The organism is Rhodobacter capsulatus (genome assembly GCF_005144475.1).
Taxonomy (GTDB): domain Bacteria; phylum Pseudomonadota; class Alphaproteobacteria; order Rhodobacterales; family Rhodobacteraceae; genus Rhodobacter; species Rhodobacter capsulatus_C.
In genome coordinates, this window is sequence record NZ_SWJZ01000043.1 from 59,930 (window position 1) to 72,556 (window position 12,627).

Consider the following 12,627-nt stretch of genomic DNA (forward strand, 5'->3'; position numbering starts at 1 on the left):
CCCTCGCGCAACGAGCCGTGACATGAAAGACGAGAGCCGATCCCACCCGTTCCGTGACAGCATCATGGATGCGAAAACGGCGCAGGACATCCCCGCCACCGCGCAGACCCGGGCGCCCGCCTACAAGCTGGCCTTCACCGATGGCGGCTTCATGATGCGCGAGGAATTGCGCCCGGTGCGGCTGCAGCTGGAACTGCTGAAACCGCAGCTGATCATGGACGAGCGCGGCGTCGAAAGCACGGTGGTGATGTTCGGCGGCGCCCGCATCCCGGAACCGGCGAAAAAGGACACCGCGAAGACGCCGGTTCTGGCAGACCTCAGCCGCTATTACGACGAGGCGCGGACCTTCGCGCGGATGATGACCGAACGCTCGATGGCGGCTTACGGGCGCGAATGGGTGATCTGCACCGGCGGCGGGCCGGGCGTGATGGAGGCGGGCAACCGCGGCGCCCACGAGGCCGGGGGGCAGTCGATCGGGCTCAACATCGTCTTGCCGCATGAACAGGCGCCGAATGCCTATGTGACGCCGGATCTGTGCTTCAACTTCCACTATTTCGCCATCCGCAAGATGCATTTCCTGATGCGGGCAAAGGCGGTTTGCGTCTTTCCGGGCGGCTTCGGCACGCTGGACGAGATGTTCGAGACGCTGACGCTGATCCAGACCCGGCGGATGAGACGGATTCCGCTGATCCTGTTCGGGGCGGAGTTCTGGCGCCGCGTCGTCGATTGGGACTATCTGGCCGAGGCGGGCACGATCGCCCCCGAGGACGTCAAGCTGATCAGCTTCGTCGAAACCGCGGAAGAAGCGGTGGAGGTGATCGAGACCTGGGCCAACGGGCACGACAAGGACTGACCGCGAAAGGGCGTATTTGGACCAAGAAGAAACATGCGGCTTCTTCTTGGCGCAAATACGCCCTTTGCGACGCCGGGGATCAGAGACCGGCCCGGGTCGGACGCAGGCGCCCGATCAGCGCGCGCAGGGCCTCGGGATCGGGGGCGGCGCAAAGCTGCGGCACCAGCGCGGTGATTTCGGCGTCGGGCAGGGTCCACCATTGCAGCTGCAACAGCAGCGCGATCACCTCGTCGGAGAAGCGGGTCTTGATCACGCAGGCCGGGTTGCCCGAAACGATCCGATAGGGGGCGACATCGCGGCTGACCACCGCCCCGGCCGCCACCACCGCGCCGTCGCCGATGCTCACCCCCGACAGGATCGTCGCCCCGCTGCCGATCCAGACATCATTGCCGATCACCACATCGCCGCGCGTCGCCGGATGGCCCGCAACGGGCGGGCAGGCGATCCTTTCGGCATGGATATGGCCGAAGGGATAGGTGCTGATCCAGTCGGTGCGATGATTGCCGCCCAGAAAGATGCTGATCCCCGCAGCCAGCGAGCAAAAGGCGCCGATGCGCAGATCGGCCCCTTCGCCCCATTCCCGGATGGTCAGACCGGCGCTGCCATAGGTCATCCGCCCGATGCTGACCCGGCTCGCCCCGACCTGCCAGCTGTGCGCCGTGCCATCCTCGGGGCGCGGGGTCGGGGCCGCGGGGCGCAGGCGTCGGATCAGCCGCCGCAGCCCCATGGTCAAAGACCCGTTTCGGCGTCGATCTCGGCCTTCGACTTGCGCGCCCGTTCGGTGGCGGATTTCAGCTGCCCGCAGGCGGCCATGATATCCTCGCCCCGGGGCGTGCGGATCGGCGCGGCGTAACCGGCCTTGTAGACGATGTCGGCAAACGCCTCGATCCGCTCCCAGTCGCTGCGCTGATAGGGCGAGCCGGGCCATTCGTTGAAGGGAATGAGGTTGATCTTCGCCGGGATGCCCTGGATCAGCCGCACCAGACGCCGCGCATCCTCGTCGCTGTCGTTCACGCCCTTGAGCATGACATATTCAAAGGTGATCCGCTCGGAATTCGACAGCCGCGGATAGTCGCGCAGGGCATCGAGCAGCGTCTTGATGTTCCATTTCTTGTTCACCGGAACAAGCTTGTCGCGCACCGCATCGGTGGTGGCGTGGAAGGAAATCGCCAGCAGGCAGCCGATCTCCTCGGCGGTGCGGGCGATTTCCGGCACGACGCCCGAGGTGGAGAGCGTGATCCGGCGGCGGCTCAGCGTCAGCCCCTCGTTGTCCATCACCACGGTCATCGCGTCGCGGACGTTTTCGAAATTGTAAAGCGGCTCGCCCATGCCCATCAGCACGACGTTCGAAATCAGCCGGGTTTCATCCTTCGGTTCGCCCGGCTTCGGCCATTCGCCCAGATCGTCGCGCGCCACCATCACCTGGCCGACGATCTCCCCCGCCGTCAGGTTGCGCACCAGTTTCTGCGTCCCGGTATGGCAGAAGGAACAGGTCAGCGTGCAGCCGACCTGGCTTGAAATGCACAGGGTGCCGCGGTTTTCCTCGGGGATGTAGACGGCCTCGACCTCATGCCCGCCGGCGATGCGCAACAGATATTTCCGCGTGCCATCGAGCGAGACCTGACAGGTCACCACCTCGGGCAGGGCGATTTCGAAATGCCGATCGAGCAGCGCGCGGTAGTCTTTCGCCAGATTGGTCATCGCCGCGAAATCGCGCACGCCCCAGTGATAAATCCACTGCCAGACCTGACCGACCCGCATCTTCGCCTGTTTCTCGGGCGTGCCCGCGGCGATCAGCGCATCGCGCAGCTGATCGCGGGTCAGGCCGACCAGATTGACCTTGCCCCCCTCGGGCAGCTTGCGCGGCAGGGTCAGCACGTCTTGGGTGATCGGGGAAGTCGGCTCGGTCATGGCAGGTCCAGCGTTGGGCAAGCCGTGCATATAAGGGATTCGGCCCGCCAACGGTAGCCCGAAACGCAAAAGCCCCGGACAATGCCGGGGCCGTCGCCTGTGTCGATGCGCTTACTTGCAGCGCTTGGCCGCCTCTTCCATCGCCGCGGTGAAGCCCATCAGCGAGAAGGTGTCCTCGGTCTTGGTGCCGCGCCCCGACCGGCCCGAGATCGTCACCTCGGCGCCCGATTTCAGCGCCGCGATCAGCTTGGCGTCTTCCTCGGGCGAGCCCGCCCAGGCGCCTTCGCCATTGGTGAACAGCGTGAAGCTGGCGCCGGTGTTCACCTTCAGATCGGCGGTGGAGCCATCGGCAAAGGGATAGCCCGCCATGAACATCACCTCGCCGGCCTTGCCGGGACGGAAGGTGACGAAGAGCAGGATTTCCGACCGGCGCGCCTGCACCGGCTTGCCGTCCTTGCTGGCCGCCGATTTTTTCGGCGGCGAGACGCCCCAGCATTCTTTCGGGCTGTCTTCGACGAAGACGCTCCAGTCGGTTTTCGCGGCGACGCGGTTCGAACTTTCCTGCGCCTGGGCGACAGGGGAAAGTGCCAGCGACGCGGCGAGAACCGCTGCGACGCTCGTGATGATCGTCTTCATGGAACAGCCTCCAGCTGTCTGTGCCTCTGGTCCGCCCGTAGGCTATCGGCCCTTCTTGACTGTGGCAGACCTGATTTCAACTCGATATTCCAGTGATAACGCAAAAGTGGCGTTTTGGGAAAGCCCCCCCGGCGGCTTTTCGCGCATGAAAGGACGGATTGGATGGCAGCGGCGGCATTGATCGAGATCTGGCGCGGCGATTTGCCGGAAAGCCTGCACAGCGGCCATGCGGTCGTTTACGGGCCGCAGGGCGTGGAAAGGGTGTGGGGGGATGCGGGCGCGGTCGTCTTTCCGCGCTCGTCTTGCAAGATGGTGCAGGCGCTGCCGCTGATCGAAAGCGGCGCCGCGGCGGCCGCCGGGCTTGGCCTGCGGCAGCTGGCGCTGTCTTGTGCCAGCCATTCCGGGGCGGCGCTGCATGTGGGGGCGGTGGGCGACTGGCTGACGGGTCTCGGCCTCGGCGAGGCCGATCTGCGCTGCGGGGCGCATCTGCCCTTTGACAAGCCCGAGGCGACGCGGCTGAGCGGTTCGGGGGAAAGCCCCTGTCAGCTGCACAACAATTGTTCGGGCAAGCATGCCGGGTTCCTGACGCTGAACCGGCATCTGAGGGGTGGGCCGGACTATGTCGAGATCGACCATCCGGTGCAGCTTGCGGTGCGCGCGGCGTTTGAGGAAGTGACGGGCGAGACCGCGGCAGGCTGGGGCATCGACGGCTGTTCGGCGCCGAATTTCGCCTGCACGCTCGAGGCTCTGGCGCGGGCGATGCACTTCTTTGCCGCCGCCCGGCCCGAGGGCGGCCTGCGCGCGGGCGCCGCGGCACGGCTGGTCGAGGCGATGACAGCCTTTCCCGAGCTGGTGGCGGGGGAAAACCGCGCCTGCACGAAGCTGATGCGGGCGATGGGCGGCAAGGTCGCGGTGAAGACCGGCGCCGAGGGGGTTTTCGTCGCGATCCTGCCCGAGCAGAGCCGCGGCGTGGCGCTGAAGATCACCGATGGCGCCACCCGCGCCTCGGAGGCGGCGATCACCGCGCTTTTGGTGCATCTGGGGGCGCTGGCGCCGGATCACCCGGTGGTGACGGAGCTGGTGCCGCCGGTCAGCCGGAACTGGCGCGGGTTTGCCACGGGCGGCATGCGGCTGGCCCCGGGGTTTTGTTGAGGCGGCGGCCCGGCCAGCCATGACCGAGGCCATCGCCGAGGTCACGCGGGCCATTTGCCCGGGGCCGCCGGGGGCCCAAAGGCCCTCGGCCAGCGCCCGCCCCGCCCATGGCGGGCGCTTCTCGCCCGCCGGGGCAGGCGCCGGCCTCTGTCAGGCTTGGGGAAACGGTCTTGTCAACTCCGTGGGCTTCACGGGCGGGGAAACGCGCTGCGTTTCCTTCTCCGCCCGAAACGGCCCGCTCAGATCATCTGCCAGATCAGCCGCACCGCCAAGGCGGTCGAGGTCACGACCAGAAGCGGCTTGATCAGCCGCGCCCCCTTCTTCATCGCCAGCCTTGCGCCAAGGCTGGCCCCCGCCACCTGCGCCAGCCCCATCGCGATCCCGGTCACCCACCAGGGCGCCCCGATCACCGCAAAGGCCGCAAGCCCGCCCAGGTTCGAGGCGAAATTCAGAAGCTTCGTATGCGCCGTGGCCCGCAGCACCCCATAGCCCGCCAGCATCACGAAGCCGATCATGTAGAACGCCCCCGCGCCCGGCCCGATCAGCCCGTCGTAAAAGCCGATCAGCGGCACGACAAAGGCGGTGAAGGCCGCGGGCCGGATCCGCTCGACCCGATCGGTGTCATCGAGCCCCTTGCGAAAGGCGAAAAAGGCCGCGATCGCGATCAGCACGAAGGGCAGCACCCGGCGCAACGCCTCGGTCGGCAGCACCGAGACCAGAAACGCCCCCGCCAGCCCGGACAGGAACGCCAAAGACGCCGCGCCCAGCTGCGCGCGCAGATTGACCTGCCCCTTGGCCGCATAGGTCAGCGCCGCCGTGGCCGCGCCGAAAGCCCCCTGCACCTTGTTCGTCGAAAACGCCTGCAACGGCGTCGCCCCGGCCAGCAGCAGCACCGGCAGGGTGATCAGCCCGCCGCCCCCCGCGATGGAATCGACAAACCCGGCCACAAAGGCCGCGCCGATCAGCGACAGGGCCAGATCAAGGGAAACTTCGAACATGCATCCTCCGGGCCAGACCCCCTGTCTCGGCCAGCGCCGATGCAAAGTAAAGCACGCAAAACAAAGCCGCTTGTCCCGCCCGGGCGCCGCCGCTAGGGTCACCCGCCAGACCGAGGGGCGCCGCCGCCCGAAGCCGGAGACCGCCATGCCCTACGCTCGCCTTGCCGCCTATCTGGCCCCTGCCCGCGCCCGTGCCGAATGGCTGCGCAGCCTGATCGGCCTTGTGCTGATCGCGGCCTTTTACTGGGCGGCGGTGATCGGGGCGCTGACGCTGGTGCAGGCGCTGGCGGGCAATGTCGTCCTGACCGCGGTGATGCTGGAACTGGACCGCGGCGGCACCGCTTTCGGGCTGGTGCTGGTGCTGACGACGTTCCTGCCGCTGGTGCTGGGCGTGCTGCTGGTGACGCGGCTTTTGCATCGGCGCAGCCTGTCCAGCCTGCTTGGCCCCGGGGCGATGACCGATTTCCTGCGGGTGTTCGTGCCGCTTTTGCCGCTGGTGGCGCTGATCGCCGCCACGTCGGCCTTTGATCCGAACCTTGGGCAATCGACGCCCGTCTCTGTGCTGATCTCCTGGCTGCCGATCGCGCTGCCGCTGCTTTTCATGCAGATCGCCGCCGAGGAACTGCTGTTCCGCGGCTATCTGCTGCAGCAGATCGGCGCGCGGATCCGCCATCCGCTGGCCTGGATGGTGCTGCCCGCCGCGCTTTTTGGCGCGCTGCATTACGCCCCCGGCCAGAACGGCGCGACGGCGATCTTCTTCGCGCTCTGGGCGATGCTGTTTGGCTGTCTGGCTGCCGATCTGACCGCAAGGGCGGGCAACCTTGGCCCGGCGCTGGCGCTGCATTTCGCCAACAACATCTCGGCGGTGCTGCTGATCGGGCTTTATGGCCAGCTGGACGGGCTGGCGCTTTACACGCTGGTGCTGAACACCCGCGACCCCGTCGCGATGGCGCCCTATCTGGCGCTTGATGCGCTGGCGATCGTGGTGTTCTGGCTCGCGGCGCGCCTGCGGCTGCGGCGCTGATTGCATTTGCCCGCGCGCGGGCTTATCTGAGCGCAAGCTTGCAAAGCGACGTCGCGGAAACCAAGGGGCCCCCCGATGAACTGGATCTCGAACTACGTCCGACCGAAGATCAACTCGCTGTTCTCGCGCCGCGAGATGCCCGAGAACCTGTGGACGAAATGCCCCGAATGCGGAACCATGCTGTTCCACCGCGAGGTGACGGACAATCTGAACGTCTGCACCAACTGCGATCACCACATGGCGATCACCCCCCGCGACCGCTTCGAGGCGCTTTTCGACCTTGGCGCCTTCACCGAGGTCAAGGTCCCCGAGCCGATCGCCGATCCGCTGCATTTCCGCGACCAGAAGAAATATCCCGACCGGATGCGCGCGGCGCAAAAGACCACCGGCGAAAAAGAGGCGATGCTGGTCGTCGAGGGCGAGGTGGGCAAGACCCGGATCGTCGCCGTCGGTCAGGATTTCTCCTTCATGGGCGGCTCGATGGGGATGTATGTCGGCAATGCGATCCTCGCCGCCGCCCAGCGCGCGATCGAGCTGCACTGCCCGATGGTGCTGTTCTCGGCTGCCGGGGGCGCGCGGATGCAGGAAGGTATCCTGAGCCTGATGCAGATGCCGCGCTCGACCGTCGCCGTGCAGATGCTGAAAGATGCGGGGCTTCCTTACGTGGTGGTGCTGACCCATCCGACGACGGGCGGCGTGACGGCTTCCTATGCGATGCTGGGCGATGTGCAGATCGCCGAACCGAATTCGCTGATCTGCTTTGCCGGGCCGCGCGTGATCGAGCAGACGATCCGCGAGACCCTGCCCGAGGGCTTCCAGCGCGCCGAATATCTGCTCGACCACGGCATGCTGGACCGCGTCACGCATCGCAAGAAACTGCGCGAGGAGCTGATCGTGATCCTGCGCATGATGATGCGCCTGCCGCCGCCGATCTGGGGCGAGCTGCCGCCGCCCGGCCCCGCGCCGACCGAGGCCGCTCTGCCGACGGACCAACCCGCGGCGGAATAATCTTTATCTTGCTCTAAATATCCCGGGGGTCCGGGGGCAGCGCCCCCGGCCTTTGCATGAAAGGAGCCCAGCATGCCGCAACCCTCCGATGAAATCCTCGCGCGGCTGATGGGGCTGCACCCGAAGATCATCGATCTGACACTGGACCGGGTGCACCGGCTGCTGGCGGCGCTTGACCATCCGGAAACCCGTCTGCCGCCGGTGATCCATGTCGCGGGCACGAATGGCAAGGGCTCGACGCAGGCGATGATCCGCGCCGGGCTCGAGGCCTCGGGCAAGCGCGTCCACGCCTACACCTCGCCGCATCTGGCGCGGTTTCATGAACGCATCCGGCTGGCGGGGGAGCTGATCTCCGAACCCGCCCTTTCGGCGCTCTTGGACGAATGCGACGCGGCGAATGGCGGCCAGCCGATCACCTTTTTCGAAATCACCACCGTCGCGGCCTTTCTGGCCTTTGCCCGCACGCCCGCCGATTTCACCCTGCTGGAGGTCGGCCTTGGCGGGCGGCTGGATGCGACGAATGTGATCGCGCAACCGGCGCTGACGATCATCACGCCCGTCTCGATCGACCATCAGCAATATCTGGGCGAGACCCTGCCCGAGATCGCGGGCGAAAAGGCGGGCATCCTGAAACGGGCCGTGCCCTGCGTGGTCGGGCCGCAACAGCCGGACGGGCTTGCCGTGATCGAGGCGAAAGCCGCGCGGCTGGGTGTGCCCTTGTTTGCCCACGGCCAGCACTGGCACGCTTTCGAAGAACGCGGGCGGCTGATCTATCAGGACGAAACCGGGCTGCTCGACCTGCCGCTGCCCAATCTGCCCGGGCCGCATCAGATCGAAAACGCGGGCGCCGCGATTGCCGCGCTGCGGGTTCTGGGTTTCGACGATCTCGCCTGCGAGGCCGCGGTGACGAAGGCCGACTGGCCCGCGCGGATGCAACGCCTGCGCAACGGGCCGCTGGCGGAAAGCGCGCCCGGGGTCGAGCTGTGGCTCGATGGCGGTCACAACCCGGCGGGCGGCGCAGCGGTGGCGGCGACGCTTTCGCGGATGGTGCAGCGGCCGACGCATCTGATTTGCGGCATGCTCAACACCAAGGACATCGCGGGCTATCTGCGGCCGCTGGCGGCCGAGGCGCAAAGCCTGACCGCCGTTTCGATCCCGAACGAGGTCAACACGCTGCCCAGCACTGCCACGGCCGAGGCCGCCCGCAAGGCGGGCTTCGCGCAGGTCACCGAGGCCGGATCGGTCGGCGAAGCCCTTGACCAGATTGCGCAAAAAGACCCGCAGGCGCGGGTGCTGATCTGCGGCTCGCTGTATCTTGCAGGCCAGGTCCTGCGCGAGAACGGCTGAGACCTGCGCATTTCCGTTACAAGTCCTGTGCGCGCCTGTGCCTAGGCGCACAGGCGTCCTTTGCCTATCTTTCCCGCAACGGAAAGGAGGCCCGCGATGGTGCTTGAATTCGGCCTTGATACTTTTGGCGACATCACCGCGGATGCGACCGGGCCCCGCTCGGGCGCGCAGGTGATCCGCGACACGCTCGCCGAGGCGGTTCTGGCCGATCAGGTCGGGCTGGATTTCATCGGTCTGGGCGAACACCACCGCCCGGATTTCGCGATCTCCGCAATGGAGCCGCTCTTGGGCGCGATCCTGGCCTCGACCGAGCGGATCCATGCCGGGACCTCGGTCACGGTGCTGTCCTCGGAGGATCCGATCCGGGTGTTTCAGCGCTTCGCGACGCTCGATGCGCTGGCGCCGGGGCGGGCGGAGCTGACGATCGGGCGGGGGTCCTTCACCGAAAGCTTCCCGCTGTTCGGGTTTGACCTGAACGATTACGAGACGCTCTTCACCGAAAAGGCGCAGCTTTTGCAAAGCCTTGTCAGCCAGGAGAAGATCAGCTTTCAGGGCAGCCACCGCCCGGCCCTGAAAGGCGTGACGGTCTATCCGCGCCCGGAACGGCGGTTGCAGGTCTGGCGCGGGGTGGGCGGCAGCCCCGAGTCGGTGCTGGAGGCGGCGGCGATGGACATGCCTTTGGTCATGGCGATCATCGGCGGCAATCCGGCCCGGTTCGGCGCGCTTGCCGATCTTTACCGCCACACCCGCGCGCGGATGGGGGCGACACCGCTGCCGCTGTCCGTCCATTCGCCGGGCCATGTCGCGGCAAGCGATGAGGAGGCGAAGGCGCGCTACTTCCCCGCTTACGCGGCGATGCACGATCTGATCGGGCGGTCCCGCGGCTGGCCGCGGTTCACCAAGGCGGCCTTCGAGGCGGAGATCGCCCATGGCTCGCTTTATGTCGGCAACCCGGAAACGGTGGCGAAGAAGATCGCGACGACGGTCAAGGCGCTGGGGCTGTCGCGGTTCACGCTGAAATATTCGGCCGGTCCGCAGGACCCCGCGCATCTGCGCGACACGATCGCGCTTTACGGCACCAGGGTCGCGCCGATGGTGCGGGACATGCTGGGGTAAGGGTGTTTCGGGCGGAACGGGAAAGGCACCGCCTTTCCCCGCCCGTATCGCCACGACTGCCGCAGGACCGTTTCCCCAGGCACAACAGAGGCCTGCGCTCCGCCCCGGCGGCGCGACTGCGCCCGCCGATGGCGGGGCGGGCGCAGGCCGAGGGCCTTTGGGCCCTCGCCGGTCTCGGGGCCATTGTCGCGCGTGACCTCGGCGATGGCCTCGGTCAGACGACCCGAAAGAGCAGCTTACCGGTTTTCCTGTGACCAGTCGGCCGACTGCATTTCCCGCAGCCGCGAGGCCGTGCGGGCGAATTCGAAACTGCCCTCGCCCTCGTTGTAAAGCCGTTCGGGCACATCGGCGGCGGAACAGATCAGCCGCACCTTGCCCTCATACAAAGCGTCGATCAGCGTCACGAAGCGCTTCGCCTCGTTGAAGTTCGAGGCCGACAGATGCGGAATGTCGTCGATCATCAGAACCCGCAGCGCCCCGGCGATCGCCAGAAAATCGGCAGGCCCCAGCATCGCGCCGCACAGATCCCAGAACCGCGCCCGCCCGACGCCGTTGTGATACTGCGGGATCACCACCGACCGCCCCTTGACCTCGATGCGCAGCTGCGTCGTGCCGTCATGCCCGGTCAGCTCGTTCCAGAGCGCATCCATCTTCTTGTGGGCCGCCGTCCCCGCGGGCGCAAAATAAACCTCCGCCCCGGCCAGCCGATGCAGCCGGTAATCGGTTTCCGACACGATTTCATGCACTTCCAGCCGCGACGACAGAATGTCGATGAAGGGCAAAAACAGCTGCCGGTTCAAGCCGTTCCTGTAAAGATCGACCGGCGGCCGGTTCGAGGTCGTCACCACCGTCACGCCGCGCTTGAACATCTCGTCGAACAGACGGCCCACGATCATCGCATCGGCAATGTCGGTGATCTGCATCTCGTCGAAACACAACAGCCGGACCGCGGCGGCGATCTCGGCCGCGACGGGCTGGATCGGGTCTTCCTCCCGGGCGCGGCGATGGCCGTCGATCTTGCCCTGCACTTCCTGCATGAAGGCGTGGAAATGCACCCGGCGTTTCGGCACCGCCACCGCCTCGCCGAAAAGGTCCATCAGCATCGACTTGCCGCGCCCGACGCCACCCCAGAGGTAAAGCCCCCGGATCGGCTCGGGCGGCTTGGCGAAAAGCCCGAACAGGCCGGGCTTCTTCACCGGCGCCTCCAGTTCCGCCCGCACCCGGTCGAGCAGCGGCAGCACCGCCCGCTGGGCCGCATCGGCACGCAGGGTTCCCGCCGCGACGCGGCTATCGTAGATCTGAGTGAGACTTCTGTGCATGGGGCCTGATTAACGGCTTGAAACCGGATTGAAAAGCGCGCGTGGCTGGCGCAGCCTGTGACAGCGCGGACAACCATAGGGATCGGCGATGACAAAAGAGTTACCCGTTCTGGGCGCAGCCCTCAGCCTGGACATGATCGAGTTTCATCGCGACTGGCTGTTCGAGAAAGACCGCGACATCGAGATTCAAAGCTTCTGCTGGCCCACGACCCATGACGGCGACACGCCCGAGCTGGTGGCCCGCGCGAAGCAGCTGCTCGACGGCCACCGCGGGCGGCGCGGGGTGCATGGGCCGTTCATGTCCTTCCGCATCGATTGCGCCGATCCGGAGATCACCCCGGTGATCCGGCACCGTCTGCTGCGGGCGCTGGAAATCTGCGCCGATCTTGCCGCCGATCAGATGGTGGTGCATTCGCCTTACGGGCTCTGGACCGAGGCCGAAATCGCCACCTCCGCGGTGGCGGCGGCGATTTCCTTCGAGCGGGTGCGCTTCGTGATGGGGCCGGTGATCGAGCGCGCCGAGCGGCTGGGGGTCGAGCTGGTGCTGGAAAATGTCGAGGACACCGATCCGGGGCTGCGGGCCCGGCTGGCCGAGGCCCTGGGCAGTCCGGCGGTGAAGCTGTCGCTGGATACCGGGCATGCGCAGATGATGCACCACCGCTGCGGGGCGCCGCCGGTCGATGCCTTCGCGCTGGCGGGCGGGGCGGCGCTGCGCCATGTGCATCTGCAGGATGTCGACGGCTTCGCCGACCGGCACTGGCACCCGGGCGAGGGCAACGTGCCGTGGCAGGCGGTCTTTGCCGCGCTGAACCGGCTGCCGCAGATGCCGCGGCTGCTGCTCGAGGTCGCCGATCCGCGCGGGCTGCGGCAGGGGGCCGATTACCTGATCGGGCGCGGGCTGGCACAGTGACCACCGCCCCTACCACCGCCCCCTCATCGCAGCTTGAGAGGCGGCGGGGCTTCGCTTAGTCTGCGCGCACAACTTCTCCGACAGGATGGCCCATGAGCAAACCTTCCCCCCAACGCCTGCATCTCGTTTTCGGCGGCGAACTTGTGTCCGCCTCGCGCAGCGAATTCAAGGATGTGAACGCCATCCATATCGTCGGCATCTATCCGAACTATGCCACGGCCTATTCCGCCTGGAAGGCCGAGGCGCAGCGCACCGTGGACGATGCCCACATGCGCTATTTCATCGCCCATCTGCACCGCCTGCGCGACGAGGAAACCCCGGCCTCGGCGACCGAGGAACTGGGCAGCTGAGAG

Annotated in this window: 13 protein-coding genes; 8 read left to right on the plus strand and 5 right to left on the minus strand. The window is 66.9% G+C overall.

Annotation, left to right across the window (positions count from 1 at the left end):
* Nucleotides 1-22: 22 nt before the first annotated feature.
* Nucleotides 23-853 carry an LOG family protein gene (locus FBT96_RS11145; protein ID WP_136906639.1) on the plus strand — a complete coding sequence of 277 codons (831 nt, stop codon included), beginning with the start codon at nucleotides 23-25 and terminating at the stop codon, nucleotides 851-853.
* A 79-nt stretch (nucleotides 854-932) separates the two neighbouring features.
* On the opposite strand, the gene FBT96_RS21455 is transcribed toward FBT96_RS11145, so the two are convergent.
* From FBT96_RS21455 to FBT96_RS11160, 3 genes are all read right to left on the minus strand, one after another.
* Nucleotides 933-1,580, minus strand: a complete 648-nt coding sequence (locus FBT96_RS21455; protein WP_136906742.1) for a CatB-related O-acetyltransferase — start codon at nucleotides 1,578-1,580, stop codon at nucleotides 933-935.
* A gap of 2 nt (nucleotides 1,581-1,582) precedes the next feature.
* Nucleotides 1,583-2,764: a 23S rRNA (adenine(2503)-C(2))-methyltransferase RlmN gene (gene rlmN, locus FBT96_RS11155; protein WP_136906641.1), complete on the minus strand. Its 1,182-nt coding sequence runs from the start codon at nucleotides 2,762-2,764 to the stop codon at nucleotides 1,583-1,585.
* Between the two features lie 111 nt (nucleotides 2,765-2,875).
* Complete coding sequence (locus tag FBT96_RS11160; RefSeq protein WP_013065987.1) at nucleotides 2,876-3,400, minus strand: invasion associated locus B family protein; 525 nt, start codon at nucleotides 3,398-3,400, stop codon at nucleotides 2,876-2,878.
* 162 nt (nucleotides 3,401-3,562) lie between these two features.
* On the opposite strand from FBT96_RS11160, the gene FBT96_RS11165 reads away from it, so the two are divergent.
* Nucleotides 3,563-4,552: an asparaginase gene (locus tag FBT96_RS11165; RefSeq protein WP_136906643.1), complete on the plus strand. Its 990-nt coding sequence runs from the start codon at nucleotides 3,563-3,565 to the stop codon at nucleotides 4,550-4,552.
* Nucleotides 4,553-4,791: 239 nt separating this feature from the next.
* Here FBT96_RS11165 and FBT96_RS11170 read toward each other — a convergent pair whose 3' ends face one another.
* Complete coding sequence (locus tag FBT96_RS11170) at nucleotides 4,792-5,550, minus strand: TSUP family transporter (protein ID WP_136906645.1); 759 nt, start codon at nucleotides 5,548-5,550, stop codon at nucleotides 4,792-4,794.
* Nucleotides 5,551-5,695: 145 nt separating this feature from the next.
* Between FBT96_RS11170 and FBT96_RS11175 the strand changes: the two genes are divergently transcribed.
* The 4 genes from FBT96_RS11175 to FBT96_RS11190 all read left to right on the plus strand — a co-directional run bounded on the left by FBT96_RS11175 (nucleotide 5,696) and on the right by FBT96_RS11190 (nucleotide 10,045).
* A complete protein-coding gene (locus FBT96_RS11175; protein WP_169583389.1) occupies nucleotides 5,696-6,574 on the plus strand; it encodes a CPBP family intramembrane glutamic endopeptidase in 879 nt (292 codons plus the stop codon).
* 75 nt (nucleotides 6,575-6,649) lie between these two features.
* Nucleotides 6,650-7,582, plus strand: a complete 933-nt coding sequence (gene accD / locus FBT96_RS11180) for an acetyl-CoA carboxylase, carboxyltransferase subunit beta (RefSeq protein WP_136906649.1) — start codon at nucleotides 6,650-6,652, stop codon at nucleotides 7,580-7,582.
* A gap of 72 nt (nucleotides 7,583-7,654) precedes the next feature.
* Nucleotides 7,655-8,929, plus strand: coding sequence for a bifunctional folylpolyglutamate synthase/dihydrofolate synthase (locus tag FBT96_RS11185; protein WP_136906651.1), 1,275 nt, complete (start codon nucleotides 7,655-7,657; stop codon nucleotides 8,927-8,929).
* A gap of 96 nt (nucleotides 8,930-9,025) precedes the next feature.
* A complete protein-coding gene (locus FBT96_RS11190) occupies nucleotides 9,026-10,045 on the plus strand; it encodes an LLM class flavin-dependent oxidoreductase (protein ID WP_136906653.1) in 1,020 nt (339 codons plus the stop codon).
* Nucleotides 10,046-10,281: 236 nt separating this feature from the next.
* Here the strand turns inward: FBT96_RS11190 and zapE are convergent, their stop codons facing one another.
* Nucleotides 10,282-11,364, minus strand: a complete 1,083-nt coding sequence (gene zapE / locus FBT96_RS11195) for a cell division protein ZapE (RefSeq protein ID WP_136906655.1) — start codon at nucleotides 11,362-11,364, stop codon at nucleotides 10,282-10,284.
* Nucleotides 11,365-11,452: 88 nt separating this feature from the next.
* Between zapE and FBT96_RS11200 the strand changes: the two genes are divergently transcribed.
* Together FBT96_RS11200 and FBT96_RS11205 are read left to right on the plus strand one after the other, a co-directional pair.
* Nucleotides 11,453-12,274, plus strand: coding sequence for a sugar phosphate isomerase/epimerase family protein (locus FBT96_RS11200; protein ID WP_136906657.1), 822 nt, complete (start codon nucleotides 11,453-11,455; stop codon nucleotides 12,272-12,274).
* 92 nt (nucleotides 12,275-12,366) lie between these two features.
* Nucleotides 12,367-12,624: a DUF4170 domain-containing protein gene (locus FBT96_RS11205; RefSeq protein ID WP_013065978.1), complete on the plus strand. Its 258-nt coding sequence runs from the start codon at nucleotides 12,367-12,369 to the stop codon at nucleotides 12,622-12,624.
* The last annotated feature ends 3 nt before the right edge of the window (nucleotides 12,625-12,627 follow it).

Coding starts and splice junctions, on each gene's coding strand:
- FBT96_RS11145 (WP_136906639.1), top strand. CDS start 23: ATGAAAGACGAGAGCCGATCCCACCCGTTCCGTGACAGCATCATGGAT.
- FBT96_RS21455 (WP_136906742.1), bottom strand. CDS start 1,580: ATGGGGCTGCGGCGGCTGATCCGACGCCTGCGCCCCGCGGCCCCGACC.
- rlmN (WP_136906641.1), bottom strand. CDS start 2,764: ATGACCGAGCCGACTTCCCCGATCACCCAAGACGTGCTGACCCTGCCG.
- FBT96_RS11160 (WP_013065987.1), bottom strand. CDS start 3,400: ATGAAGACGATCATCACGAGCGTCGCAGCGGTTCTCGCCGCGTCGCTG.
- FBT96_RS11165 (WP_136906643.1), top strand. CDS start 3,563: ATGGCAGCGGCGGCATTGATCGAGATCTGGCGCGGCGATTTGCCGGAA.
- FBT96_RS11170 (WP_136906645.1), bottom strand. CDS start 5,550: ATGTTCGAAGTTTCCCTTGATCTGGCCCTGTCGCTGATCGGCGCGGCC.
- FBT96_RS11175 (WP_169583389.1), top strand. CDS start 5,696: ATGCCCTACGCTCGCCTTGCCGCCTATCTGGCCCCTGCCCGCGCCCGT.
- accD (WP_136906649.1), top strand. CDS start 6,650: ATGAACTGGATCTCGAACTACGTCCGACCGAAGATCAACTCGCTGTTC.
- FBT96_RS11185 (WP_136906651.1), top strand. CDS start 7,655: ATGCCGCAACCCTCCGATGAAATCCTCGCGCGGCTGATGGGGCTGCAC.
- FBT96_RS11190 (WP_136906653.1), top strand. CDS start 9,026: ATGGTGCTTGAATTCGGCCTTGATACTTTTGGCGACATCACCGCGGAT.
- zapE (WP_136906655.1), bottom strand. CDS start 11,364: ATGCACAGAAGTCTCACTCAGATCTACGATAGCCGCGTCGCGGCGGGA.
- FBT96_RS11200 (WP_136906657.1), top strand. CDS start 11,453: ATGACAAAAGAGTTACCCGTTCTGGGCGCAGCCCTCAGCCTGGACATG.
- FBT96_RS11205 (WP_013065978.1), top strand. CDS start 12,367: ATGAGCAAACCTTCCCCCCAACGCCTGCATCTCGTTTTCGGCGGCGAA.